Annotated in this window: 16 protein-coding genes; 7 read left to right on the top strand and 9 right to left on the bottom strand. The window is 71.5% G+C overall.

Features of this window, described 5'->3' with window-relative positions:
- Positions 1 to 24: 24 nt before the first annotated feature.
- Complete coding sequence (locus tag SD37_RS26495) at positions 25 to 423, bottom strand: winged helix-turn-helix transcriptional regulator (protein ID WP_044849853.1); 399 nt, start codon at positions 421 to 423, stop codon at positions 25 to 27.
- 65 nt (positions 424 to 488) lie between these two features.
- Between SD37_RS26495 and SD37_RS26490 the strand changes: the two genes are divergently transcribed.
- Complete coding sequence (locus SD37_RS26490; RefSeq protein WP_044849852.1) at positions 489 to 1,367, top strand: alpha/beta fold hydrolase; 879 nt, start codon at positions 489 to 491, stop codon at positions 1,365 to 1,367.
- A 39-nt stretch (positions 1,368 to 1,406) separates the two neighbouring features.
- On the opposite strand, the gene SD37_RS26485 is transcribed toward SD37_RS26490, so the two are convergent.
- From SD37_RS26485 to SD37_RS26455, 7 genes are all read right to left on the bottom strand, one after another.
- Positions 1,407 to 2,447 carry an ornithine cyclodeaminase family protein gene (locus SD37_RS26485; protein WP_044849851.1) on the bottom strand — a complete coding sequence of 347 codons (1,041 nt, stop codon included), beginning with the start codon at positions 2,445 to 2,447 and terminating at the stop codon, positions 1,407 to 1,409.
- Positions 2,444 to 3,370: an ornithine carbamoyltransferase gene (locus SD37_RS26480; protein ID WP_065912986.1), complete on the bottom strand. Its 927-nt coding sequence runs from the start codon at positions 3,368 to 3,370 to the stop codon at positions 2,444 to 2,446. Before SD37_RS26480 ends, SD37_RS26485 begins: the two co-directional genes overlap by 4 nt.
- Before the next feature lie 9 nt (positions 3,371 to 3,379).
- A complete protein-coding gene (gene sbnA / locus SD37_RS26475) occupies positions 3,380 to 4,375 on the bottom strand; it encodes a 2,3-diaminopropionate biosynthesis protein SbnA (RefSeq protein ID WP_044849849.1) in 996 nt (331 codons plus the stop codon).
- Positions 4,362 to 5,306, bottom strand: a complete 945-nt coding sequence (locus SD37_RS26470) for a threonine ammonia-lyase (RefSeq protein ID WP_044849848.1) — start codon at positions 5,304 to 5,306, stop codon at positions 4,362 to 4,364. Before SD37_RS26470 ends, sbnA begins: the two co-directional genes overlap by 14 nt.
- Positions 5,303 to 12,142: a non-ribosomal peptide synthetase/MFS transporter gene (locus tag SD37_RS26465; RefSeq protein ID WP_065912985.1), complete on the bottom strand. Its 6,840-nt coding sequence runs from the start codon at positions 12,140 to 12,142 to the stop codon at positions 5,303 to 5,305. Before SD37_RS26465 ends, SD37_RS26470 begins: the two co-directional genes overlap by 4 nt.
- A 20-nt stretch (positions 12,143 to 12,162) precedes the next feature.
- Positions 12,163 to 17,181: a non-ribosomal peptide synthetase gene (locus tag SD37_RS26460; protein WP_145926732.1), complete on the bottom strand. Its 5,019-nt coding sequence runs from the start codon at positions 17,179 to 17,181 to the stop codon at positions 12,163 to 12,165.
- A 365-nt stretch (positions 17,182 to 17,546) separates the two neighbouring features.
- Entirely contained in the window at positions 17,547 to 19,991 is a 2,445-nt protein-coding gene (locus SD37_RS26455) for an ATP-binding protein (protein ID WP_065912983.1), read from the bottom strand.
- Positions 19,992 to 20,253: 262 nt separating this feature from the next.
- Here SD37_RS26455 and SD37_RS26450 point away from each other — a divergent pair, with 262 nt between their 5' ends.
- The 4 genes from SD37_RS26450 (at position 20,254) to SD37_RS26435 (ending at position 23,288) form a co-directional block, all read left to right on the top strand.
- Entirely contained in the window at positions 20,254 to 21,729 is a 1,476-nt protein-coding gene (locus SD37_RS26450) for a cellulase family glycosylhydrolase (RefSeq protein WP_083255087.1), read from the top strand.
- Positions 21,730 to 21,810: 81 nt separating this feature from the next.
- A complete protein-coding gene (locus SD37_RS26445) occupies positions 21,811 to 22,332 on the top strand; it encodes a DinB family protein (RefSeq protein WP_044849845.1) in 522 nt (173 codons plus the stop codon).
- 90 nt (positions 22,333 to 22,422) lie between these two features.
- Complete coding sequence (locus SD37_RS26440) at positions 22,423 to 22,923, top strand: TetR/AcrR family transcriptional regulator (protein WP_065912982.1); 501 nt, start codon at positions 22,423 to 22,425, stop codon at positions 22,921 to 22,923.
- A gap of 14 nt (positions 22,924 to 22,937) precedes the next feature.
- Positions 22,938 to 23,288 (top strand): hypothetical protein, encoded by a 351-nt coding sequence (locus tag SD37_RS26435; protein ID WP_044849843.1) that lies wholly within the window; start codon positions 22,938 to 22,940, stop codon positions 23,286 to 23,288.
- 680 nt (positions 23,289 to 23,968) lie between these two features.
- Here the strand turns inward: SD37_RS26435 and SD37_RS26430 are convergent.
- The gene (locus SD37_RS26430; protein WP_044849842.1) at positions 23,969 to 24,901 is read right to left on the bottom strand and encodes a carbon-nitrogen hydrolase family protein; all 933 of its coding nucleotides are present in this window, start codon (positions 24,899 to 24,901) and stop codon (positions 23,969 to 23,971) included.
- A gap of 113 nt (positions 24,902 to 25,014) precedes the next feature.
- Between SD37_RS26430 and SD37_RS26425 the strand changes: the two genes are divergently transcribed.
- Positions 25,015 to 26,079 carry a DUF4037 domain-containing protein gene (locus tag SD37_RS26425; RefSeq protein WP_044849841.1) on the top strand — a complete coding sequence of 355 codons (1,065 nt, stop codon included), beginning with the start codon at positions 25,015 to 25,017 and terminating at the stop codon, positions 26,077 to 26,079.
- Positions 26,076 to 26,735, top strand: coding sequence for a helix-turn-helix domain-containing protein (locus tag SD37_RS26420; RefSeq protein ID WP_044849840.1), 660 nt, complete (start codon positions 26,076 to 26,078; stop codon positions 26,733 to 26,735). The genes SD37_RS26425 and SD37_RS26420 overlap by 4 nt, the downstream gene beginning before the upstream one ends.
- Position 26,736: the final 1 nt, after the last annotated feature.

Raw genomic sequence — 26,736 nt, 5'->3', positions numbered from 1 at the left:
CGGGCCGTGGTTCCACGGTCCGCGTCACTCGCCGTCCGGCCGGGCGTCGTTGATCGCGTTGAGCCGATCGATCTCGGCCATGTGCCGCTCCGCCCACGCCCGGACCGCCGCGAGCGGGATCTCCAGCGACAAGCCCAGTTCGGTGAGCCGGTAGTGCACCCGCGGCGGCACCGTCGGCTCCACCCTGCGGGTGACCAGGCCATCGCGGACGAGGCTGTGCAGGGTCACCGACAGCATTTTCTGTGAGACACCGGGCATCCGCCGCCGCAACTCGGCGAACCGCACCTCTTGCGGGGCGGCGTCGGCGAGCACCTTGATGGCCATCGACGTCCATTTCGTGCCGATGCGGTCCAGCAGCCGCCGGGTCGGGCACTCCGGCGAGAACAGATCACCACGCGCGGCGCGCTTCGTCCGAGTGGTCACCTGGACCTCACCACCTGTCGGCAAGGTGCCGTCTTGGCAGCACCGTCGGGGTTACTTACCGTTTCATGGTAACCAAAGGTGACCACCTGGAGGACTCCTTGCCGACTTCCCCCATCATGCTGACGCGGATCGCGACCAACGGCATCGAGGCCTCCGTGGCGACGGCCGGTACGGGTCCGCCGGTCGTGCTGCTGCACGGTTTCCCGCACACCTGGCAGCTCTGGCGCGAGGTCATCGGCCCGCTGGCCATGCGTCACCGGGTGATCGCCCCGGACCTGCGAGGATTCGGCGCCAGCACCCGTGCCGTCGACGGCTACGACGCGGGCACCCTGGCCGCCGACCTCGAAGGAATCCTCGACGCACTGGGCGAACCCACCGCGGCCGTGGTCGCCATCGACGCCGGTGTCCCGGCCGCCACCTTGCTTGCGTTACGGCGACCGGACCGGGTACGGCGGCTCGTCGTCATGGAATCACTGCTGGGGTCGCTGCCCGGCGCCGAGGACTTCCTCGCCGCCGGTCCGCCCTGGTGGTTCGGATTCCACGCCGTCCCCGGTCTCGCCGAAACGGTCCTGATCGGCCATGAAGCGCAGTACATCGACTGGTTCCTGCAGGCGGGCACTCGCGGCCGCGGTGTGCCACCGGAAATCCGCGACGCGTTCATCGCCGCCTACACCGGATCCGAGGCGCTGCGCTGCGCCTTTTCCTACTATCGCGCCCTGCCCGCCAGCGCACGCCAGCTCGACGACGCCGTGGCGCGCGGCGGACTCGCCATGCCCACCTTGGCGATCGGCGCGCATCCGGTCGGCGCGACCCTGGAACGGCAGCTGCGCCCCGTGGCGAGTGACCTCACCGGACACCTCATTCCGGACTGCGGCCACATCATCCCGCTTGACCGGCCCCAAGAACTGCTGGACCTGCTGGTGCCCTTTCTCGCGCTCTCGTGAGTGGTAATGACGGTTAGAACCGTCATTACCACTCACGAGTCAGGAGCCGAGGTGGACGACGGTTCCGAGGCCCTCCGCCCGCGCCCTGGCGGACACCGCCGCGTACAGCGCGACATCCAGGACTCCCATACCGAACGGGTTCAGCACCACATACGGCGATGCGACACCGGGCGTGCGGTGCCTGCCCGTCAGGACGCCGCCCAAGGTGCCGTCGAGGGGGCGGGCGGGCCCCTCGGAACCGGGGCGCCCGAACACGCCCTCCGCCATCAGCCTGCCCAGCGGGCGGCGGGGGTTGTCGGCCACCAGGTCCACGTCGTCGACGTACACCGCCGCCGCGTCGCGAAACGTCGTGTCCGTCAGGTCGCCGAGGGAGACGTTGATCAGCAACGCACCCGGCGCGGCCCAGTCCGGTTCGGCGTAACCCTCGTCCATCGTGGTCGTGAACACCGCGATCCCGGCCGAGGACACGGCTTCCCGCGCGGTCGGGCAGATCCGCACGGAGACGCCGGGGAGTGCGCCCGCCAGTGCCCGCGCGGCCTCGGGCGACCGGTCGTACAGTGCCACGTTCCGCAGGGACGGCAGCCGTTCGGTGAGCAGTGCCGCGTGCATCCGGCCCTGCGCACCGCACCCCACGACGGCCAGCGAGACCGCCTCGCCGTAGCCGAGCGCGTCCACCCCGGCCGCGCTCACCGCGGCCGTCCGGACCGCGCTCAGGAGACCGGCCTCCATGATCGTGGTGATCCGGGCGGTTTCCGCGTCGAAGCACAGGCCGATCCCGCCCGCGCGTTCCAGCCCGCGGGCCGGATTGGACACGCTGGCGTTGATGATCTTCATCCCGTACGCCGACCGCACCGCGCCCGGCATCCCGATCGACCGGGTGTAGGCGCCTCGCGAGTTCTCCCAGCGCAGGTACGCCTCGGCGGGCAGCAGGCCGAGGCCGCGGTCATGATCGGCCAGTGTTTCGCGGACGATGTCGACCGGGTCGAGGTTCGTCAGGCACTTGCGGACGTCGTCACGGGACAGCAGCGTCACCTCGCCCGCCCCGGACAGGCCGCTGTCGGCCACGTCGAACCAGCTCATGCTCCCTCCGCCCCACAGCACCACTCGAGCGCGGCCATCGCGCTGTAGAGCTTGTTTTCCGCCTGGGCGAAGGCGATAGAGCGCGGACCGTCGAGCACGTCGGCCGTGACCTCCTCGCCCCGGTGCGCGGGCAGGTCGTGCAGGAAGAGCGCGTCCGGGCTGGTCCGCCACAGCTCCGCCGTCACCTGGAACGGCGCGAAGACCGTGCGCCAGTCCGGGTCCGGTTTGGACGTTCCGGTGGTCTGCCACCGGGTGGTGTAGACGATGTCGACGTCCGCGGGCAGATCGAGGACGTCGTGTCGCTCCACAAGGGACGAACCGTGGCGGGCGGCGTGCTTGCCCGCGCGTTCGAGCACGTCGGGGTCGACCCCGTAGCCGGGCGGGGTGCGCAGGTGCAGTTCGGTGCCGGGGAAACGGCTGAGCGCCAGTGCCAGTGCCGCCGCGGTGTTGTTGCCCTCGCCGAGATACAGCATGCGGACGCCGTCGACGCGGGCGAAGCGCTGGACGATCGTCGTCAGGTCGGCCAGTGCCTGGGTCGGGTGCTCGTCGGCGCTCATCGCGTTGACGACGGCCATCCGGTCCTGTGCCGCGATGGCCCGCAGCTCCGCCGGATCCGCCGCGGTACGCGCCACCAAGACGTCCAGCATCGACGACAGCACGCGTCCGGTGTCCTCGATGGACTCCCCGGTGTTGGTCTGGAGGTCGTCCGGGCCGTAGGCGATGATCCGGGCGCCCAGCCGCAGCGCGCCCGCCGAGAACGCGGTGCGCGTGCGGGTGGACGTCTTGCGGAAGTGGATGCCGACGACCAGACCGTCCAAAGTGGAATAAGTCGCGCGCGGACGTTCCGCCAGGAAGACCGCCCGGCGGACGATGGCGCGCAGCTCGTCGTCGGTCAGGTCGTCGAGTGAGATGAGGTGACGCAAGAAAACTCCTCAGGAGGTGGTGGCCAGGACGCGGGTGGTCACTTCGGGCACTTCACCGAAGTGACCGCGGACCCAGGCGTCGGAGTAGATGGTGTCGAGATAGCGGTTGCCGTCGTCGGGGAAGACGAGGACGCACCGGGAGCCGGGCGGGATGCGGTCGCGCAGCTTCGCCAGCGCGGCCACGGTCGCGCCGGACGAACCGCCCGCCAGGATGGCCTCGCGCGCGACGAGTGTGCGGCAGGCACGCACGCATTCGAGGTCGGTCACGTGGACGACCTCGGTCACCGCGGCCGGGTCGACCAGCGGTGGCCGCCGTCCGGCGCCGTGGCCAGGGATCCGGCGCTCTTCGGTCGGCACGTGGAAGATCGCGCTGCCCGCCGCGTCGACCGCGACCAGCTTCGTGTCCAGTCCTTCGCGCCGGATGTAGTCGGCGCAGCCGCGCATCGTGCCGCCGGTGCTGACCGCGCAGAACAGGTAGTCGACGCGGCCGTCGAGAGCGTCGGCGATCTCGCGCATGGTGTGTTCGTGCGCCGCCGGGTTGAGCGGGTTCGCGTACTGATCGGGCCAGAACGCGTCCGGCAGCAGCGCGAGAAGTTCGCGCACCCTGGCGATCCGGGCGCCGAGCAGGTCGCCGTCCACCGGGGCGGTGACGACCTCCACCTTGGCGCCGTAGGCCCGGAGCAACGCGAGGGTCTGCGCGGTCGTGCGGGTGTCGACCACGCACACCAGGTCGAGCCCGAAATACGCGCACATCTGCGCGAGCCCGACGCCGAGGTTGCCCGAAGTGGACTCGACGACCACCGACCGGCCGGGAACGAGTGTGCCGGAGCGGATCTCGCCGTGCAGCATGTTCAGCGCCGTCCGGTCCTTGACGCTGCCGCCGGGATTGAACTTCTCCAGCTTCGCGAACACCCGGGAGCCTGCCAGCGGGACGACCCGATCCAGGGCGACCAGGGGAGTGTTCCCGATCGTCGCGAGCACCCCGCCGATTTCAGCCGTGCTCAACGGACACCTGCTCTCTCCTTGCCCCCAGTGGCGGCGCGGCGACGTTCCCGCCGGAGACGACGGCGACGACCGCCTTCCCCGGCGGCCCGGCGCGCCCGGTCAGGTGGGCGGCGGTCGCCACCGCACCGCTCGGTTCGGCGACCACGCCGAACCGGTCGAACAGGAACGCCTGCGCGTCGACGATGCTTTCCTCGTCGACGGTGATCACATCGTCCACAAGGGACTTGACGTGCTCCCACGCGAGTTCGCCGAGCACGGGCGCGCGCAGGCCGTCGGCGATCGTCCGGTAGGTCCGTGACACCGGCCAGCGCGTCAGGCGGCCGGTGCGGAACGATTCGGCCGCGTCGGCGGCGAGTTCGGGTTCCACGCCGACGACCCGCGTGGACGGCGAGTACGCCTTGACCGCGACGGCGACGCCGGCGAGCAGGCCGCCGTTGCAGACCGGGACCAGGACGGTGCCCGCGTCCGGCAGGTCCGTGACGATCTCCGCGCCGACCGTGCCATGGCCCGCGATCACCGCGAAGTCCGCCGACGTGATCAGCGTGGCGCCGGTGCGGGCCAGCAGGGTGGCCGTCGCGGATTCCCGTTCTCCAGGTGGCACGACGACGACTTCGGCGCCGAGCGCGCGGACCGCGTCGATCTTCAACGCGGGCGCCGTTTCCGGCAGTACCACCGTGGCCTTCACCCCTTGCCGGGCCGCGGCGTAGGCCACCGCGCGGCCGTGGTTGCCGGACGACTGGGCCAGCACCTGGCCCGTCAGCCCGGCGACCGCGTTGAGCGCCCCGCGGACCTTGAACGAACCGGTCCGCTGCCGGTTCTCCGGTTTGATCCACAGGCCGCCGACCGGCCCGAGCACCGGCGTGCGGCGCACCGAGTACCGGATCCGGTCGGCGGCCCGCTCGACGTCGGTCCCGGTCACCAGGCGGGTCACCGGGTCACCGCCCGGTCGGCCAGCGCCTGGACGCGGTCGAGATCGGCGTCGACCTCGGTGGGCGGGGCGGCGTCCGGCAGGAGGTCCTCGATGTCCCGCAACCGCCGGTACCGCAACCCGAGCACGCCCCAGACCACCAGGACGATCCCGGAGAACACCATCAGCGCGGCGACCCCGGCGTGGGAATCGTTGGCGGTGACCGGATCCAGCGCGCTGAACCCGCGGGCGAGCGGGCCGAACCAGTCGGACAACGCGCCCGCGGTGAGGAAACCGAGCGGCGACATGGCCGTGGCCAGCATGACGTTGATGGCGAGCACCCGGCCTTGGAGATGCTGGCCGACCTTCGTCTGGATGATCGACAGCCAGTGCGCGTTGCCGATGCTCATACAGGCCAGCCGGACGAACAGGCCCGCGGCGATCACCACCGCCGACGGCCAGACGCCCATCAGCAGCACCCCGATGCCGGAGCCGACGACGAAGCCGATCATCCCGGTGGCACGCCGTTTCGTACCGCCCCACCAGATCACCACCACGGCCCCCACCGCGGCGCCGACACCCCCGGCGGCGCTGACGAACCCGAGTTCGCCCGGGGTCCCGATCGACAGCACCAGCGGCGTGATCGCCACCCACATCAGCGCGGTGAAGTAGTTGACCACGGCGAAGTAGCCGACCATCGCCAGCAGGGGTCTGCGGCGCAGCACGAACGTGAAGCCGCCGGTGAGTGCCTTGCGGAACGGCTCTCGCCGGGTGAAGAAGAGCCGGTCGGGGAACCGCACGGCCAGCAGGGTCGCCACACCGACGGCGAAGGTGGCGGCGTCGACCACGACGACCGACGTGAGACCGGACAGTCCCATGAGGACACCGCCGAGGATCGGCCCGAGCACGGTACCGAGGCCGAGGCCGATGTCGGCCAGCGCGTTCGCCTGCGGCAGGGACGGCTTCGGCACCAGCTGGGCGATCGCGGCGAGGTAGGCGGGCCGGTGGAACGCCGAGGCCAGCGACGTCACCCCGACGATCACGCAGACCGTCGGCAGATCCAGTCGCCCCAAGGCGACGAGGACGGCGAGCGCGACCATCGCCGCCCCGCTCACCACATCGCAGGCCAGCATGATCCGGCGGCGGTCGAGCCGGTCGGCGAGCGCGCCGCCGACCGGGGTCAGCAGCATGCTCGGCAGCCGCGCCAGCAGCACCACGAGCGCGAGGTCGAACACCCGCCCGCTGCGCTGGTAGGCCCAGACGCCGAGGGCGAACGAGCTGAGTTCGTTGCCGATCATCGACATCGCCTGGCCACCGGCGACCGTGTAGAAGGCCCGCAGTCCCCGGCGTCCGGTGGTCACCGGGACGTCCTCCACGCGCGGAGGCAGTTTTCCTTTCGCCCATTGGGAAAGCCGGGTACGCAGCACCTCGGCGACTTCCGCCGCTTGGTGGCGGAGAAAATAGTGGCCGGCCTTCGGGAGTACCGCGAGGTCGACGCGGTCGGCGAAGGCACCCCACTCGCGGTGCCGTTCCTCGTACAGCTCGGTGGCCGGGTCGCTCGCCCCGACCACGCACAGGATCGGCGCGGCCAGCCGGGTTTCGGTGCCGAGTTCGCGGCCGAACCAGGCCTGCGCCTGCGCGGCGTCGTGCCGCAGGCCCCGCAGCATCGCGGCGCTCGCCTTCTCGTCCATGTCGTCGAGGAGGCCGCCGCCCGCGCGGAGCGTGTCACGGTAGAGCCGGTCGGACACCCACCGCTCGCGCGGGAATTTCCGTTGCAGCCATGCGGAAAGACGACCGGGCAGACGGGCGGCGGGGAAGCTGCCCGCCGCCACCACGCCCAGGACGGTCCGGCCGTCGGCCTCCAGCCGGGCGGCCAGCGCGGTGGCCACGGCGGAGCCGACGCAGTGCCCGTACAGCGCGACCGGGCCGGTGACCGTCCGGCCGATCTCGTCGGCGAGGGCGGCCACGATCTCGTCGATCGTGCCGAACTCCTCGTCCGGGCGGGCGACGTCGTGGCCGGGCAGTTCGACCGCGCGGACGTCGACGCCGTCGAGTTCGTTGGCCAGCGGCTGGAACACCGCGGCCGACGCGCCGCCGTAGGGCACGCAGATCAGCGTCACCTCCGCCGTGGCGGCCCGCGCGGGGGACAGGCGGTGGAGCATGCCGCCGGTCTCCTCGCCCGCGTCGAGGTAGGCGGCCAGTTCTCGGACGGTCGGGCGCAGGAACAGGTCGATGACGCGCAGCCGTTCGTCGAGCAGCCGCACCGCACGAACTGCGGTGAACGAATGCCCGCCGAGCGCGAAGAAGTCGTCGTCGACACCGACCTCGGGCACGTCGAGCACCCGCGCCCACACCTCGGCGACCCGCTGTTCGGACGGCGTCGCCGGGACGCCGCCACCGCGTTTCGCCGCGACGGGGGTGACCGTTTCCCCAGGGGTGACGGTCACGCCGACCGTGGCGTCCACATCGGACAGAAGGGCTTCGAGGAGCTCCTGGAAGTCCGCGACGATCCGTTCGGCGGTCGCGGCGTCGAACAGGTCGGTCCGGTAGGCGAGTTCGCCCGAGTAGGTGTCGCCTTCGTTGACCAGCGCCATGCTGAGGTCGAACTTCACGCGTTCGGTCGTCGAGGGCAGCGGTGTGACGTCGAGGCCGGGGATCTCCGGTTCGGGCGCGGGCTGGTCGAGGACGTTGAGCAGCACCTGGAACAGCGGCGTCGCGGACATCGTGCGATCCGGTCTGAGCCGTTCGATGATCGCTTCCAAGGGTGTTTCGGCGTGCGCGAACGCGCCGAGCACGGTCTCCCGGACCCGGCCGAGGAGTTCGCGCACGGTCGGTTCGCCGCCCAGATCGGTGCGCAGCACGAGCGTGTTGACGAAGCAGCCGACCGTGGCTTCGACGCCCGAGTGGTGGCGGCCGGATTCCGGCACGCCGACGGCGACGTCGTCGGCGCCCGCGAGCCTGCCGAGCAGGACCTGCCAGCCGGCGAGCAGCACCATGAACGGGGTCGCGCCCGTCTCACCGGCGACACGGCGGAGCGTCGCGGTGAGTCCGGCGGGGAGCGTGTAGCGGACGTGCCCGCCGGACCAGGCGGCCACCGGCGGCCGCGGCCGATCGGTGGGCAGGGGGAGCAGAGGCGGTAGCCCCGAGAGGCGCTCGCACCACCAGTCGAGGTCTTCCGGACGCTGCCGTGTGGCCTGCCAGGCCGCGTAGTCCGCGTACTGCACGGGAACCGGGGCGGGCGTCCGCCCGTTGTAGGCGGCGGCGAGGTCGGTGCCGATGATGCCCCGCGACCAGTTGTCGGTGGCGATGTGGTGGATGGTGATCGCCAGGACGTGATCGTCGTCGGCGACACGGAACAGCTTCGCCCGCCAAGGTGGTTCGCGGTCGAGCGCGAACGGCCGTTCCACTTCGGCCCGGTACGCGGCCGTGACGTCGTCCGTATCCACTGTGTCCACAACGGACAGTGAGATCGCGTCCACTGGCAGCGGGACGGCCATCGGGACACCGTCGCGGTCTTCGATCACGCTGCGCAGCACCACATGCCGGGCCGCGACCTCGCGGACCGCACGGGCCAGGGCCTCGGTGTCCAACGGGCCGCGCAGGCGCAGCACGATGTCCCGGTTGTAGGCGGATCCGGGCTCCAGCAGGTCCAGGAACCACAGCCGGGCTTGCGCCGACGACAGCGGCGCGGGCGCCTCGGGGTCCGGTCGCACGGGGATGGGCGCGCCGCCGGACACACCGTCCGTGTCGGCCTCCAGCATCGCGGCCAGCTCCGCGAGCACCGGGTACTCGAACAGCGTCCGCACCGACACCTCCCGGTGCAACGCCTCGCCGAGTCGTCCGGCGACCCGGACCGCGGCGAACGAATGGCCGCCCACGGCGAAGAAGTCGTCGTCCGCGCCGACATCGGACCGGTCGAGGACCTCCGTCCAGATCCGGGCGACCAGGCGTTCCGCGGGGGTGGCGACCGGGCGGCGCACCGCCGGGGCGGAGGCCGCGACGGCGGGCAGCGCGGCGCGGTCGATCTTGCCGTTCGCGTTGAGCGGCAAGCGATCCAGCACCGTCAGCGACGCGGGCACCATGTAGTCGGGCAGCCGCTCCCGCAGCGTCCGGCGCACGGCGGCCACGTCGAGTCCCGGCCCGACCAGCCAGGCGGCCAGACGCCGGTCGAGGCCGTCGCCCACCGGCAGCACCACGGCCTCGGCGACCCCGTCGACGTCCCGCAGCGCCGCGGTGACCTCGCCCAGCTCGACCCGGTTGCCGCGCACCTTCACCTGGTCGTCGGCGCGGCCGCGGAACTGCACGGTGCCGTCGTCGCGCACACGCAACAGATCCCCGCTGCGGAAACACCGGACGCCCGTACCGAGCGGATCCGGCCGGAACCGCTCGGCGGTCTGGGTGTCGTCGCCGAGGTAGCCACGCGTGATCTGCGGGCCGCCGATCACCAGCTCACCGGGCAGACCGGGCGGGACCACCGCACCGGCGCGGTCGACGAGGTAGCCGACCACGCCGGGCAGCGGCGTGCCGAGCGGCACGTAACCATCCCGCTCGTGGCCGGGGATGGCGGCCACGTCGCAGGTCATCGAGATCATCGTGCTTTCGGTGTGCCCGTAGTGGCTCTGCACCCGAAGCCCGGGCTTGGCCGCCTCGACGCGTTCGACCAGTGACCACGGGCAGGCCTCGCCCGCCAGGATCAGCAGCGCCCTCGGCAGTACCGAGGCGAGATCTCCGTGGCGTGCCAGGAGTTCCAGATGACTGGGCACGCACTTGAGCACGTCGACCGGATGTTCCGCCAGGTAGCCCGCGAACGCCTCCGGATCCATCGCGGTGTCCCGGTCGACCAGATGCACCGTGCCGCCGGTGGTGAGGGCGCCGTACACGCAGGTCAGGCCGAAGTCCGCGGCCGGGGTGGAGACGACCGCGAACGACGCGCCGCCGACCTCGCCGAGCCGGGGCAGCATCCCGGCGAGGTAATGCGCGACGTTGCGGTGCTCGACCGCGACACCCTTGGGCGAGCCGGTCGAACCGGAGGTGAAGATGACGTGGATGAGGTCGTGCCCCGCCACCGTGACATCCGGCCGCGTCGCAGGCCTGCCCGCGACGGCGTCGTCGACGGTCAGGACGGTGACGCCGGGAACGGCGATGTCCAGGCCGGGCTGGACGAGCAGGATCCGCGCCTTCGCGGTGCCGAGGATGGCGGCCACGCGCGAGCGCGGGTAGGTGGTGTCCATCGGCAGGTACGCCCCGCCCGCCTTCATGATGCCGAGCACCGCCACGGCGACGTCGGTGCCCTGTTCCAGCAGCAGCCCGACCGGCTCGTCGGCGGTCACGCCCAGTTCGCGGAGCCGGTGCGCGAGCCGGTTCGCCCGCTCGTCCAGCTGCCGGTAGGTGAGCGACCCGGTCGCGCCGACCACGGCGACGGCGTCCGGGACGCAGTCGGCGGACCGCTCGATGAGCACGTGCACGGGCGGGTATCCGGCGGCCTCCGGTGCAGGCCCGGCGAGCACCGGGCCGGTCACGGCTTCGAGGGGGACCTCGGCGACCGGCCGGTCGAGGTCGGCGGTGACGCCGTCGAGGAATGCGACGAACCAGCGGGCGATCCGCTCGGCCGTGCCGGGGTCGAACAGGTCCGTGCGGAAGGACAGCCCACCGCGGTAGGCACCGTCCACTCGGGACAGTGCGAGGTTCAGGTCGAATTTGACGCCGCGCACCGGCGCCGGGAGTACCCGCGCGTCGAGGCCTGGCCACCCGGGCATGCCCGGCGGATCGTCGAGGACGTTGAGCATGACCTGGAAGACCGGCGAGGCGTCGAGACTCCGCTTGGGCGCGAGCCGTTCGACGATCCGTTCGAAGGGCACGTCCGGATGGGAGAAGGCGTCGAGCACGGTGTCTCGGACGGCGGCGATCAGGGTGCGGCCGGTGGTGACGCCGGAGAGGTCCGTGCGCAGGACGAGGGTGTCGACGAAACAGCCGACGACCCGCTCCGATCCGGGTCCCCGCCGACCCGACTCCGGGACGCCGACCGCGACGTCGTCCGTGCCCGCGAGACGTCCGAGCAGCGCCTGCCAGCAGGCGAGCAGGACGGCGAAAGGCGTGCAGCCGGCCTCCCGGGCGACGTGCTGGAGCCGGTTCGTGAGCGCGGCCGGGATTTCGACGGGCACCTCGGCCCCTTCACCGGAGGCGACGACGGGGCGCGGCCGGTCGGCGGGAAGCTCCAGCACTCCGGTCCCGGCGAGCTTCCGGCACCACCAGTCGAGATCTTCGCCGTGCGGCCGCGGAGGGGTCAGGTCCGCGTACTGGCGGGACGGCGGCTCCGGCACGGGGCCGGTGCCGATCCGTGCGGCATAACAGGCGGCGAGGTCTTCGAGCACGACGTCGACGGAGGCCGCGTCCATCGAGATGTGGTGGAAGGTCAGGCGCAGGAGGTGGCGGTCTTCCGCGGCTTGGAAGAGGGTGGCCCGCATGGGCGGCTCGTCGGCGAGGGCGAAGGGCCGGTCGGCCTCCTCGTCCAGAGGGGTCACGGTGTCCACAATGGACACAGGAACCTTGTCGGCAGGCAGGGGGACCGCACGCGGTTCACCGTCGGCTTCCCGGTAGACACTGCGGAGGACGACGTGCCGCTGGGCGACGTCCCGGACGGCGGCGAGCAGCGCCGTGGTGTCGACGGGTCCGGTGAGTTCGACGGTGACGGGGATGTTGTAGGCGTGCCCGTCGGGTTCGAAGCGGGAGAGGAACCAAAGCCGGGCTTGCGCGGGGGAGAGCGGCGCGGGGCGTTCACCGGCGCCGCCGCGCAGGGCGGCCGCGGCGCGCTTTTCGAGCAGGCTCTGGAGATGCTGTGGTGCGGGGACCGTCTCGGTCATGGGGTGCCTTTGGTCGGTGGTCATACCGTGCCGCCCGAGGGCACGGTTTCGAAGGCCGTCATGGCCAGGGTGTTCAACGCCTTGGCGAACTCGCGCAGGACCGGGTGGTCCAGCACGTTCTCCACCGGGATCGGGAACCCCAGCGCCGCCGCCAGGCGATCCGCCACCTGAGCCGCCTTCGCCGGATCGCCGCCGAGCGCCGCGAAGTCGTCCAGTGCGCCGACCCGGTCGTGGCCCAGGGTCTGGGCCCACACGACCGCCACCAGTTCTTCGACCGGGCCCGCCGGTTCCACTCGCAGGCCGCCCAGCTGGGCGGTGAAGTCCGACAGCACCGGGTGGTCGAACAGCGTCCGCACGGTGATCCGGCGGCCCGCCCGCTCGCGCAGCGAACCCACCACCCGTGTCGCCGCCAGTGACCGGCCGCCGAGCGCGAAGAAGTCGCTGTCCGGGCCGATCTCGCCGACGTCCAGGCAGGACCGCCAGACCTCGGCGACCACCGCCTCGTCCGGTGAAAGCGGCGCCGAGGAGGCAGTGGTGGTAGCCGGGAGCGGAGGCAAGCCGCGGCGGTCGAGCTTTCCGTTGGGCAGCAACGGAAGGGCGTCCAGGATCAGCCATCGGCTCGGCACCATGTACCCCGGCAGCAGCGCGCGGACGTGCCGTTGAGCGGCCGACGGGTCGGCCGTCGCCGGGGTGAGATAACCGGCCAGGTGGGCGTCGGCGCCGTCCGCGAGCACCGTCACCGCCGCGTCGTCCACATCGGACAGTGACCGCAGCACCGCCTCGATCTCGCCCAGTTCGAACCGGTTGCCCCGCACCTTCACCTGGTCGTCGGCGCGACCGAGGAAGTCCAGCGTGCCCTCCGGCCGCCACCGGACGAGGTCGCCCGTGCGGTACCAGCGGCCGTCCTCTTCGGTGACGAACGAGGCCGCCTCCGGCTGCCCGCGGTAGCCCCGCGCGACACCGCTCCCGCCGACCCACAGCTCGCCGATCGCGCCCGACGGCACGGGCCTGCCCCCGCTGTCGCGCACGGACAGGCGGGCACCCGGCGTCGGCTTGCCGATCGGCACCCCGGTGGACCCGGGTGTGACGCGGTGCGCGGTCGCCGCGACCGTCGCCTCCGTCGGGCCGTACCCGTTCCACAACTCGCCCACCAGCGGTAACACGCGGGCGGCGAGGTCGGGGTCGAGCGCTTCGCCGCCGAGCAGCAACCGCAGCGACGGGTCGCCAGGCCAGTCCGCGGCGAGCAGCATCCGCAGGCTCGTCGGCGTCAGATCGACGATGGTGACGCCGCTTTCGGCGAGCCACCGCGCGAGCCGGTGGCCGTCGACGGCGTGGTCGCGGTCGGCGAGCGCGCACCGTGCCCCCGAGGCGAGCGGCCACCACAGTTCTTCGACGGAGACGTCGAACGCCAGCGGCGCGACGGCCGCCATGGTGTCGCCCGGGCCCATGCCGTGTGACACCTGACGCGATCGGACGAAGGCGTGCAGGTTCGCATGCGTCACTTCGACGCCCTTGGGGCGGCCGGTCGAGCCGGACGTGTAGAGCACGTATGCCAGCGACTCGCCGCTCGGCAAGACCAGTTCCGCAGCGGCGGCGTCCGGTACCGAGTCGGCGTCCAGCACCGTGCCCGGCAACGCGGCGGCGGCGTCCCGGGCGCTTCCGCGAGTGAGGACGACCTTCACGTCCGCCTCGGTGACGAGCTGGGTGAGCCGTGCCGCCGGCAGATCGGGGTCGAGCGGCAGGTATCCGGCGCCCGCCCGCCAGACGGCCAGCAGCATCGCGGGGAGCAGTTCGTCGCGGGGCAGGCACACCCCGACCGCGTCCCCCGCCCGCACGCCCGCCGCGAGCAGGGCGCGCGCGACCCGGTCGGCCCGCGCGACCAGCTCCCGGTAGGTCAGCGTGGCCACCGCGAGCGCGTCCGGCGTCCGTTCGGCATGGCGCAGGACGGCGTCCGGGACACTGACCACTTCGGACGGTGGCAGCGGGGCGCCGGTGCCCCAGCCGCTCAGTTCCGCGCGTTCCTCGGCCGTGACCAGATCCAAAGTGGACAGAGCGGTGTCCGGTGTGGACACCGCGGCCCGCAGGATGTGCAGCAGTGACCGGCTGAACCAGCGCGCGCGGGCGGGGGAGAGCAGGGCCGGATCGTGCTCGACGATCAGTTCACCGCCGCCGACGTGCTCGTTGACGAAGACCGTGAGCGGGGTGTGGCTGCCGCCGGTGGGCAGTTCGCCGAGCAGGTCCAGCCGGACGCCGGGCCCGTGCGCCGACAGCGGGAGCCCGGACGGCTGGACCGAAAGCGACACGGGCGTGAGCGGCATCCCCGCCGGACGGTCGCCGCCCCAGAGTCCCGTCAGGTCGCCTGAGGACAGGCCGCGGTGGTCGATCGCCCGCACGGTGGTCGTCATGGCCGTGCGCAGCAGATCGCGGAACGAACCGGCCGGATCGGGGCGCAGCCGGACGGGCAGCACCTCCACCAGCGGCCCCACCGTATGGACGAGATCGGCGGAACCCCGCCGCGCCGCGGCCGTGCCGAGCAGGACGTCCGAGCCGTTGACCAGCGATCCGGTCAGCACGCCCAGCGCGGAGAGGTAGACCGCGAACGGCGTGACCTCGGACGCCGAGGCGAGCCGATCCACCGCCGCGCGCAGGTTTTCCGGCAGGGGAACGGTCACCCGCTCGCCGAGGAACCGCTGTGCCCCCGGGGCGGGCCGGTCGAACAACGCGTCCGGCGGGACCGCTCCGGCCAGCTCGGCCGACCAGTACCGCGTCAGCCGCTCGCTTCGGCCGAGTGCTTGTTCGCGCAGGGCGACGTCGCCGATCTGCGCCCGCGGCTCCGGTGCTTCCGCCCCCGCCAGGCCGGTCATGATCTCGCTGATCGAAACGCCGTCGGTGGCGATGTGGTCGGAAACGATGATCAGCTCGGTGATTTCGTCCGCGACGCGGAGCGCGGTGATGCGCAGCAACGGTGTTTCGGTGCTCAGGTCGAACGCGTGCCGCGCCGCGCCGGCGGCCAGTTCCTCGGGGTCGGCTCCCTTGACATCGTGGACGTCGAGCGGAACGGGGGCCGGAGGACCGATGACGAACAGCGGCTCACCGTCGTGTTCCTGGACGGTGCCGCGCAGCGCGTGATGGCGGGCCACCAGCGCGTCCGCCGCGCTCTGGAGTGCCTCGCGGGAGAACACGCCGTGGAGCCGCAGACGCCAGGCGGCCGTCGTGGCGGTGCCCGTCGGGCTGAGCTGGGCGAGGGGCCACAGGTCACGTTGCGTGTGGGTGAGCGGGAAGACCTCGCGGCGCGGGTCGGCGACCGGTTGCGCCACCGCTTCGACGGCCGATGCTTCGTCGAGCCGCCGCGCGACGGCGGCCACCGTGCCGTCGGCCAGGAAGTCCTCCAGGCTGATCGCGCGGCGGGTGGTTTCACGCAGCCGCGCGACCGCTCGCGCCGCGGCGAGCGAGTGCCCACCGGAGTCGGTGAACCGGTCGTGCACGCCGATGTCCGTCAGCTCGAAGGCCGCCGTGACGACTTCGGCGACCAGCCGTTCGGTGCCGGTGCGCGGAGCGACGAACTCGGCCGAGGCGTCGCGATCGAACACCCAGGCCGCCAAGGCCGCCCGGTCGGCTTTCCCGGTGGTACCGCGCGGGATCGCGTCGAGTACCGCGATCCGCGAAGGGACCAGATGTCCGGGCAGCCGGGCCCGCAACCAGCCGAGCAGTTCCGCTTCGGTCGGCCGGTCGCCGTGCGGTTCGGCGAACCCGACCAGCCGTCGTTCCCCGGACTCGTCGGCCGGGGCGAGTACGACCGCGTTGCCGACCGCCGGGTGGGTGAGCAGCACGGCCTGCACCTGACCGGGTTCGACCCGGAACCCGCGGACCTTGACCTGGTCGTCGACACGGCCCGCGAAGTGGTACACGCCGTCGTGCCGCCGGACGAGGTCGCCGGTGCGGTAGTGCCGGACGCCGTTCTCGGTCACGTACTTGCTCGCGGTGAGCTCGGGCCGTCCGAGGTAGCCCCGGGTCACCAGCGCGCCGCTGACCCACAGCTCGCCGGTTTCGCCGTCCTCGAGTGGACGGCCGTGCGGGTCGCGCACGGAGAACTCCGCGCCGGGCAGCGGGGTGCCGATGGGCGGGTCGGCGGGCTCGTCGCGGCCGACCTCGTACGACGAGCAGTTCACGGTGGCCTCGGTCGGGCCGTAGCAGTTGACGATCCGGCGGACGCCGTCGTTGCGGTGGATCCGCTCGACGAGCGCGCGGCTCAGCGGTTCGCCGGCGATGGCGACGGTCCGCACGGAAGGCGGCAGCGGTGTGCGGGCCAGGACGGCCAGCACGGACGGGACCCCTTGGACGAACGTGACCTCGTCGCGGGCGGGGAGATCGGGCAGCGCCAGCAGGTTCTCGGCGAGGACGAGGCCGCCGCCGGTGACCAGCGGCGGGAACAGTTCCGCGACCGACGCGTCGAAACACACCGAGGCGGCGCCGAGCACGCCCCGCAGTTCTTCGTCGGTGTACGTGAGGGCGGCCCAGCGCAGCAACGCGAGTACGTTGCGGTGCTCGACTTCGACACCCTTGGGACGCCCGGTCGAGCCGGAGGTGTAGATCACGTAGGCGAGGTCCGAACCCGTGCCCGTGACACCGGGGGACGAGGTGTGCGCGAGGTCGATGTCCGCGACGGCGAGCACGGGAACCGGTTCGTCCGCGCCGGGTTCGTCCACCACGACCAGCCGCAGCCCGGCGTCCTCGACGATCCCGGCGACCGCCGCACGCGGGGCGGCCGGATCGAGCGGCACGTACGCGCAGCCCGCCTTCAGCACGCCGAGCAGCACCGGCACCAGCCACGGTCCGCGACGCAGGCGCACGCCGACCAGCGCGCCGCGCGACAAACCTCGGCGCAGCAGCGCGTGCGCCACGGCGTTCGCGGCCCCGTCCAGTTCCCGGTAGGTCGTCCGCCGGTCCCCGGCGACGACCGCCTCGCGGTGCGGTGTCCGGCCCGCCTGGTCCTCGAAAGCTTCGTGTACCCGGTCGGCCATGCCCAGTTCTGCCCGCAACTCCGCCGAACTCCTTTACGCCCCAGTCGGTCCGAAGTGGACCTCGGCAGATTCAACTGGGGCCGGACCGGCACGGCCATGAACAACCGACCGGAACTTCGGGGGCGGAAGTTCCGGTCGCCCGACGTCGCTCACCAACCGGAACCGCGGGCACACGGACCGCGATTGACCAGGCGATAAAGGGGACTTTCAGGACACCGGCTCCGTCGAGGACCGGCGCGTGCGTGACGGGTTCGGGGGCGTGATCCCGCGACGATGAAGGAATTGGGACACTCAACGTCCCAATTCCTTCATCGTCGGCTTGCGCCATGACGAATGAGTGCCTGACCGGCATACCCACCGGCGCAGCCGAGGGAAGGAGGCCTTCACGCGCGGCCGGAAATACCCATGGCCTCATAAAGTGCCCGTGCGCGCCGCCGGTACGGGCGAGCCTTCTCGGTCTCCCCGGCGTCCTCGTACGTCGCCGCGATCCCTTCCAGTGCCCGGGCTTCCTCGTGCTGCTCACTGGTCAGCCGGGCGACGTCGCGGGCCCGCAGGTAGTGCGACAGCGCCGCCGCACGGTCTCCGCCCGCCCGGGCGGTGTCGCCCAAGCCGTTGTGCGCCAGCGTTTCCAGCGGACGGATGCCGGTCACGGCGGCGATCTCGAGCGCCTGCTCCTCGTACTCGCGCCCGGTCACCGGGTCGCCGAGGTGCAGGTGCACCAGCCCGAGGTACACCAGCGCGTAGCCCTCGGCCTCCCGGTGCCCGGCCGCCCGGCTCACGATCAGCGACCGGTCGAGGTGCTCGCGAGCCTCCTCGTAGCGGCCGAGCGCGCGGTAGACGTCGCCGAGGTTGTGCAGTGCGATCGCGACGGCGGCGTTGTCGCCGATCTGCTCGGCGATGTCCAGCCCCCGCTGATAACACCGCCGCGCGGCGTCCAGCTCGCCCAGATGCTCGTGGACGAACCCGAGATTGCCGTAGGCCCGGCCTTCGTTGAGCGTGTCGCCGACCTCGCGGGCCAGGTCGACGGCCTCCCGGAGGTGGTGTGCCGCCTCCGGGTACCGGCCCAGCTGCGCGTACACCGTGCCCAACGTGGTGAGCGCGCGGGCGGTCGCGGTCCTGCTGCCCGGTACTTCGAGGCAGGCCGTGAGGTGCTCGACGGCTTCGTCGTACCGGCCGACGCGGGCGCAGATGGCGGCCACGTCGGTCAGCGCCTGCTGTTCGCCGAACGGGTCCCCGGCCCGGCGCGCCTCGGCGAGCGCGAAGCCGTGCAACCTGTGCAAGACGTCGTAGTGGCCGTGCAGGCGCAGAGCCTGCCACAGCACGGTGGACAGGTCACGGGCGTACGCGGTGCCGCCCGCGGCCGCCGACTCCTCGGCGATCGCGAGCAGCGTGGGCAGTTCGATGGCCAGCCAGGACGCCGCCTCCTCGGAACCCTCGAACGTCCGGCCGCCGACTTCCGGGGTCAGGAGCGGCCGCCGGTTCGGGTCACGCGGCGCGATCGCGTCCGCGGCGGCGGCCGCGCCGGACAGGTAGTGCCCGGCGAGACGGCGCATCGCGGCCGGTCGCCGTTCGTCGGCGAGGCTGCGCGCGTAGTCGCGGACCAGGTCGTGGAACTCGTGACGGCCGTCCGCGCGGTGGTCAAGGAGATGTCCGGCCACCAGCGCCCGCAGCAGCCGCCGTGTCTCGGCCGCCTCGGCGTCCAGCAGCACCGCCGCGGCTGCCGGGTCCCAGTGCTGACCGGGGTGGGCCCCGAGCAGCCGCAACGCGCTCGCGACGTCGCCGGGCAGCGCTTCGTACGACCACGAGAGCACCGCGGGCAGCGACGTCCTCGCCTCCTCGGTGGTGAACGCGTCGAGCCGGTCGTTCGCCGACCGCATCGCCGCCGCCACCTCCGCCAAGCCGCGTTCGTGCGCCAGGCGTTCGCCGACGATCCGCAGGGCCAGCGGCAGTCCGCTGCAGCCGGACACGATGTCGGCGAGCGCGGTTTCGTCGGCACCGAGCCGGGCCTGGCCCGTGAACCGGCCGAGCAGCGCGACCGACTCGTGGTCGTCGAGCGGCGGCACGGTGATCCGGTGGGCGTCGTCGCTCACCGCCAGTCCTTGCAACGTCGAGCGGCTGGTGACGACCACGACGCAGCCCGCGTGCCCGGGCAGCAGCGGCCGGACCTGGTCCGCGGACCGCGCGTTGTCGAGTACGACGAGCACCGAACGGGTGGCCAGCACACTCCGCAGCAGCGCCGAACGGCCGTCGAGGTCCGTCGGCACCTCCACCCCCGGCACGCCGAACGCGCGCAGGAACGAGTGCAGCACTTCGCTCGGGTCGGCGGGCGCACCCGGGCCGTAGCCGCGCAGGTTCGCGAACAGCTGACCGTCCGGGAACTCCGCGCGGACCGACTGCGCCCAGTGCACGGCCAGCGACGTCTTGCCCACCCCGCCCATGCCTTCGAGGACGGCGACGACCACGGCCCGGTCGCGAAGGGCGGCCAGGCCGTCGAGCGTCGCGAGTTCGGCACGCCGTCCGGTGAACGACGTGCTGCCGGACGGCAGCTGGGCGGGGACCGAAACCGGAGGCGGCGCACTGGACGGCCGCGGCGCGGGGTCGGCGTCCGGCAGATAGTGCCGCACGAACCCGGCGACCTGATCGTTCCGCAGGCCCAGCCCGCGGGCCAGTGCCTCCAGCGACCGCCGCCGCGGCCGGGCGACGCGGCCGCGTTCGATGTTGCTGATTCCGCGCACCGTCAGCCCGGTGCGCTCCGCCAGCTCCTCCTGCGTCAGTCCGGCCACGCGCCGCAGTTCTCCGAGCAGGTTCGTCCCAGGCTGACCGTCCACTGCGGCAGGCTAATCCGCTTTCGTGGCGGGACAGGGGAGAACGGGCGGATCCGGGCGAGGCGTGACCGTCCGCAGCCGGTCCGGCACCGTCGGCCCGCGCCGTGAGCCGATTGGCCCGCCCGGCCCAATCGCCGGTCGGCGGGGGGATGAATTCCCCTCCGGAGTCGCCTCCGGAATTGACAGGACATCCCCAGATCGGCCACCGTGACTGATCTGGGAGCGCTCCCAGGGCAATCGGTTCACCGTGCACAAAGGAGTGTCCATGGGTGTGACGGCAAGAAAACTCCTCGTCGTGGCGAGCGCCTGCGCCGCCGTGGCGCTGTCGGCGGCGCCGGTCTCCGGAGCGAGTACCGAGGCCGCGGCATTCGCCTGCCGCGTGGACTACACCGCGAAGGACTGGGGCTCGGGCTTCGGCGTCTCCGTGACCATCGCCAACCTCGGCACCACTGCCGTCGACGGCTGGACCCTGACGTATTCCTACGCCGGAAACCAGACGCTTCAGCAGGGCTGGAACGGCCTTTGGTCGCAGTCCGGCAAGCAGGTCACCGTGCGGAACGAGACGTGGAACCGCACCATCGCGGCCGGTGGCAGTGTCCAGCCGGGCGCGAACTTCTCCTACAGCGGCAGCAACGGCACCCCGGCGGAGTTCGCGGTCAACGGCGCCGCCTGCACCGGAGTCCCGCCGACCGAGCCGCCGGCGGGCGGGCCCGCGCCGGCGTTGAAGGTGTCCGGGAACCAGCTGACCGCCGACGGCAAGGCCTACCGGCTGCTCGGCGTCAACCGCGCCGGCGGCGAGTTCGCCTGCGTGCAGGGCAAGGGCATGTGGGACAGTGCCCCGGTCGACCAGGCGTCGGTCGACGCGATGAAGACCTGGCACATCCGCGCCGTGCGCATCCCGCTGAACGAGGACTGCTGGCTGGGCCTGTCCGGCTCGCCCAGCGGGCCCGCCTACCAGCAGGCGGTCAAGGACTACGTGAACCTGTTGGTGGCCAACGGCATCAACCCGATCCTCGACCTGCACTGGACGCACGGGCAGTACACCGGCAACGTGTCGGCGTGCGCGGACGTCAACGCCACCTGCCAGAAGCCGATGCCGAGCATGCAGTACACGCCGACGTTCTGGGCTCAGGTCGCCACCGCGTTCAAGGGCAACGACGCCGTCGTGTTCGACCTGTTCAACGAGCCTTACCCGGACGCGGCCGACAATTGGGCGAACGCGGCCGCCGAGTGGCGCTGCCTGCGCGACGGTGGCCAGTGCACCGGCATCGGCTACGAGGTGGCGGGGATGCAGGACCTGCTCGACGCGGTCCGCGCGACCGGCGCGACGAACGTCGTCATGACCGCCGGGCTCACCTGGACCAACGACCTCTCCCAGTGGCTGACGTACCGGCCGGTCGACCCGCTGAACAACGTGGTCGCGTCGTGGCATTCGTACAACTTCAACGCCTGCAAGACCTCCGCCTGCTGGGACGCCCAGATCGGCGCGGTCGCCGCGCAGGTGCCGGTGCACGCCGGGGAGATCGGCCAGGATTCGTGCGCGCACGACTACCTGGACCAGGTGACGGCGTGGCTGGACGCGCACCGCCTCGGGTACACGGCGTGGACGTGGAATCCGTGGGGCTGCAGCGGCGGCAACGTCCTCATCCAGGACTACGCCGGGACCCCGACCAGCACCTACGGGGAGGGCTTCAAGGCACACTTGCTGAGCGTGACGCCCTTCGTGGCGGGCCGACCCTGAAACCTGCGCGCCGCCGGTTCGAGCAGGTCGGGCCCGTTAATCGCCTCGCATCGGACGCGAAGATCGGGAAGGCTTCGCGCGATGATCAGAATCGATGACACGCCGCCCGCGTGGGACGAGCGCACCCAGCTCACCACGTTCCTCGACTACGCACGGGACACCGCACGCGCCAAATGCGAGGGCGTCTCCGAGGAGAACGCACGCAAGTCGCTCCTGCCGGGTTCGCCGTTGATGACCCTGTGCGGAGTGATCAACCACCTCCGCTGGGTGGAGTACTACTGGTTCCAGGTGGTGTTCCTCGGTGAGGAAGACCAGGGTCCGTGGACCGATGAGGACCCCGACCGCGAAATGCGGATCGCCGTCGAATTCCCGCTCGCGCGGATACTCGGCGAATACGCCGCCCAGAGCGCTCGTTACCGTGAACTGGTCGCCGCGAACGATCTGGGCGAGCGGGCCCGGCGAGCGGTCCGCGACGGTCTCCACGTCGATCTGCGCTGGATCCTGCACCATCTCGTCGAGGAGACGGCCCGCCACAACGGCCACCTGGACATCCTGCGCGAGATGCTCGACGGCACGACCGGCGGCCGCACCGCTGGGGACTGACGCGGCGGGGCCGAGCCGGGAAACCGGACGCTGAATTTTGAGGAACGATCGTTCTTGACTGATCGTTCCTCAAAAGGCTATCGTCGTGGAATGGGCAGGCGGAGGGCTTTCGACGAGGACGAGGTGGTGCGTGCCGCGGTGGAGTTGTTCGGTGGCCGCGCGTACGACGGAGTGTCCATCGACGATCTCGTCAACCACCTCGGCGTGCACCGCAACAGCCTGTACAAGACGTTCGGCAGCAAACGCGGCCTCTACCTGGTCGCCTTGCGCCGTCACATCGCCGACGACGTCCAGCCGTTGGCCGAAGCGCTCGCCGCGGCGACGGATACCGCGACCGCGCTACGGCTCGTCACGTCGGCGGGCCTCGGTCTGCTGCTGCTCGCGGCGGTCGAACAGGCGACGGCGGATGAGGAGGTGGCCGCCGAGGTGGCCGCGGCCTTGGCCGCCGTCGACCAGGCGATCGCCGACGCGCTCGGTATCTCCACCGCCCTGGCCGCCGCCCTCACGGCGGCCGCACTGGGCATCCTCGTGCGCGGCAACGTCGAAGGGGCAGGCGCCGCGCCGGCTCACCGTCTCAATTCTCCCGACTGACAAGGAAAACAGCTATGGCATTGGTCAACATCGACGGCGGCGACCTCGTTGTCGTCATCGAGGGTCTCGACAAGCTCTGGGCCCTCAAGAGCAGCCTGACCATCCCGCTGGCCAACGTCCGCGGCGCGACCGCCGACCCCGGAATCGCCGCCGATCCCAAGGGAATCCGCGCACCGGGCGCCCACTTGCCCGGCGTGATCACGGCGGGCACGTTCCACCTCGACGGCGAAAAGGTCTTCTGGGACGTCAAGGATCCGTCGAAGGCCGTCGTGATCGAACTCGCCGACGAGCGCTACACGCGCCTGGTCCTCCAAGTCGACAACCCGCGCGAGACCGTCGCGCTGGTCGAGAAAGCCTTGCGCTGAAAGAGCGTAGTGCGATGTCGCCCGCGCTGGCGCGGCAGGCGCCAGAGCGCGAACCCGATCCCGGCCTAAGGCAAACTTGGCGTGTTCACACAACGCCCACCTCGCCGTGAAGGCCTCCTTCCCTGCCCTCAGAGTCAGGGTCCCGGCAAAGTCGCAGGGCGTCGCCGGTTAGATGAGCCGAGACCGAAGCGCCCGTTTTCGGGTAATGCGCACGGGTTCGTCACGAGGCCGCGCCTTCGCCCCATATGGTCACTCGCTGTGGCTGGCGATGCGCAAGTGTTACCGCCCGTGAGGGGTGTGTGGATATAGGGACGTTCAACGTCCCTATATCCACACACCCCTCACGTCGGTCGCCGTCCTGGGGGCGGCACGGACCGGCAGTTAGGTGACTTCGCCGGGCCAAGCCCGGTCCGTGAAGGGCTCTTTCCCCGTCCTGAAGGCAGGGTCCCGGCAAAGTCGCGGAGTTGCTGGTCTGTGCTGTTCTTGATCGTCCGGGTGTGGCATCGCCGGCGCCTCCACACTCGGGGCACGCCCCAGGACGAAGGGGCGCCTGACCTGCACAATGCCGACTTTGCCGGGACCCCGACCTTGAAGGTAGGGAAGGAGGCATTCACCACCCGCCGATGCGATCCCTGGGCCTTACCCCTCAATAAGGCAATGAAGCGACGACCTGGCACCAACTAGTCGAGAAAAGTCGCGGACGTCAACCGCTTCCGGTCCACGGTCACCCGGAAGACATCCGGCCTGCCGTAATGCCCGGTCGGGTCGAAATTCTGCCGGGCACCACGCACCGTCGTGGGGTCGATATCGGCGATGACGAGCCGTTCCTCGTCCTTGACGGGTTCCGCGATCCACCGGCCGTTCGGCCCGGCTATCGCGGAACCGCCGTCATAGGGGGAGATCTGCCCGGCGGCCAGGATCTCATCCCGCAGGGGGAAACCGGCGGGCACGTCCGCGTAATCGATCAGCGCACCGGCCGCGAGCGAGTACATCCTGCCCTCCAGCGCGATGAACCGGGTGATGTCGCCGGTCAGTCTCGTCGATCCCGGCCACACCGACACATGCAGGTCCGGAGCCTGCGCGTAGAGTGCATGCCGCGCCAACGGCATCCAGTTCTCCCAGCAGCACAGACCGCCGACCCGTACCCCGCCGACCTGGTGCACCTGAAGACCGTGCCCGTCCCCGTTGCCCCACACCAACCGTTCCTCGAAGGTCGGCACGAGCTTCCGGTGCACGCCACAGACCCCGGCCACCGGGTCGATCGCGAGCAGCGTGCAGTACACGGTGCCGCGTCCCGGCCCACGCTCGGCGATCCCGAGATAGGTGAACACACCCTGGTCCCGGACGCACTCGACGATCAGGCGTAGCTCGGGGCCGGTCAGCTCGACGGCGGCCTCCTGGTACGCCGCATACGCCGACTCCTGCTTGGCGTCGTCGAGCCTCGCGCCTTCGGGCTGAGTGAGCCAGATCGGGTAACCGGGAAGGAAGGTCTCCGGGAACACGACAAGCTCCACCCCGGCTTCCGCGGCCCGTCCCACGAAGTCGATCACCTTGCGCACCCCGGCTTCCCGGTCCATCCACGGACTACGGACCTGGGCGGCGGCGACACGCATCACGAGCTCCTTCGACTGGGTGGGACCCCAACCTAGCCGCCGAGATCGAGGAAGGACGGGCTTCGCCGAAATCCGGTTGGCTGCCGTCGGCCACTCCTGCCAGGGTGGCTGACGTGACGCGATCCTTCCTGCCCGGCCTTGAGCTGTCCCGGCTGTTCCATGCCGAGGTCGTCGCGCCGATCCTGGAGAAAGTGCTGGACGAGGTGCCGTATTCGGTGGCGCTGATCGGCTGGGGATCGGAGGTGCAGGGCTACGACACGGTGCGTTCCTCCGACCACGCCTGGGGTCCGCGGATGCAGGTTTTCCTTGGCAGCGAAGACTTTCATGCTCGTGGCGCGGAGCTGGACGCCGTGCTTGATCGCGAGCTGCCTGCCGAGTTCAGCGGTTACCCGGTCCGTTTCGCCTTCCCGTCGGGCGCACCGGCCCGGCATTGGGTGCACGTGATGGATCTGCGGGGTTTCTTCATCGAGCAGCTCGGCGCCGACCCGGAGGGCGGCCTGCCGATTTCGGCCTGGTTGACAGTCCCGACCCAGGTATTGCGTGAGCTGACCGGTGGTGCGGTCTTCCACGACGGGCTCGGTCTGCTGGAGCCTTACCGGGATCACCTGGCCTGGTTCCCGGACGACGTGTGGCGCTATGTCCTGGCCTGTCAGTGGATGCGCCTGTCCCAGGAAGAGCCCTTCGTCGGCCGCTGCGGTGAGGTCGGCGACGATCTGGGCTCGGCCGTGGTGGCCGCGCGCCAGGTCCGTGACCTGATGAAGTTGTGCCTGTTGATGAAGCGGGTGTATCCGCCCTACAGCAAGTGGCTGGGCACGGCCTTCGCCGCGCTGCCGTGCGCTCCGGCGTTGACTCCGCACCTGGCCGGCGCGCTGGCCGCGCGAGGCTGGCAGGAACGCGAGCAGCACCTTTCTCCCGCCTACGAGATCGCCGCGGAGATGCACAACGATCTCGGTCTCACCGAGTCACTGGAGCCGACGGTCCGCTGTTTCCACGACCGGCCGTTCCTGGTTCTGGACGCTCACCGGTTCACCGACGCCCTTGTCGCGACGATCAGTGATCCGGCCATCAGGGCTCTGCCGCCGGTCGGGGCGATCGACCAGTACGTCGACAACACCGACGTGACCGACCGGGGCCACGCCGATCTCCGTCGCCGCTACATCGCGGGCCCCGGGCTGTGACCAGCGACTTCGCCCCGCCCGCCGACCTGGCCGACCGCGTCGGCCGGGTATGGCGGCGCAGCGGGGAGCTGCCGCCCGCCTTGCCGCAACCGTCGGTGGACCTGCTGGTCTTCGCGGACGGTTCGTTGTGGTTGACCGGCCCGGAGACCGAGGCCAGGACCGGGAGCCTGACCGAGCCGTTGACGGGGGTGCGGCTGCGGCCGGGGACATGTGCCTCCGTGCTGGGGATCGCCGCGGACGAGGTGCCCTTGACTGGGATGCCGTTCCCCGGTTCGGGACTCGACGACGGGCTACGGGCGCTGCGGGCACCGGCCCGTCCGGCCGATCGGGTGGTGGGTCAGGTGCTCGAGGCCATGCGCGTGGCCCCTGGGGCCCCGGTTTCCCGGCACGCGGCCGCGGTCGGGTTGTCCGAGCGGCAGTTGCGTCGCCGGTTCCTGGTGGCGGTCGGGTTGAGCCCGAAGGCGTACACGCGGGTGCTGCGGTTGCACCGGGCGATGGCGTTGGCGCGGTCGTCTCCGGTGCCGGACTGGGCGGAGATCGCTGTCCGCAGCGGGTTCTACGACCAGCCGCATATGCTCGCGGAGTTCCGGCGCGCGGTCGGGGCGTCGTGTGTCCGTTTCTTCCAAGCGGCGAGCCGTGGGCGGAGAGCACCCTGAG

Source organism: Amycolatopsis orientalis (assembly GCF_000943515.2).
Classification (GTDB): domain Bacteria; phylum Actinomycetota; class Actinomycetes; order Mycobacteriales; family Pseudonocardiaceae; genus Amycolatopsis; species Amycolatopsis orientalis.
The sequence above is the reverse complement of the archived record's forward strand: the minus strand, read 5'-3'. Positions and strand labels throughout refer to the sequence as shown.

Coding starts and splice junctions, on each gene's coding strand:
- SD37_RS26490 (WP_044849852.1), top strand. CDS start 489: ATGGTAACCAAAGGTGACCACCTGGAGGACTCCTTGCCGACTTCCCCC.
- SD37_RS26485 (WP_044849851.1), bottom strand. CDS start 2,447: ATGAGCTGGTTCGACGTGGCCGACAGCGGCCTGTCCGGGGCGGGCGAG.
- SD37_RS26465 (WP_065912985.1), bottom strand. CDS start 12,142: ATGACCGAGACGGTCCCCGCACCACAGCATCTCCAGAGCCTGCTCGAA.
- SD37_RS26450 (WP_083255087.1), top strand. CDS start 20,254: ATGGGTGTGACGGCAAGAAAACTCCTCGTCGTGGCGAGCGCCTGCGCC.
- SD37_RS26445 (WP_044849845.1), top strand. CDS start 21,811: ATGATCAGAATCGATGACACGCCGCCCGCGTGGGACGAGCGCACCCAG.
- SD37_RS26440 (WP_065912982.1), top strand. CDS start 22,423: ATGGGCAGGCGGAGGGCTTTCGACGAGGACGAGGTGGTGCGTGCCGCG.
- SD37_RS26435 (WP_044849843.1), top strand. CDS start 22,938: ATGGCATTGGTCAACATCGACGGCGGCGACCTCGTTGTCGTCATCGAG.
- SD37_RS26430 (WP_044849842.1), bottom strand. CDS start 24,901: ATGCGTGTCGCCGCCGCCCAGGTCCGTAGTCCGTGGATGGACCGGGAA.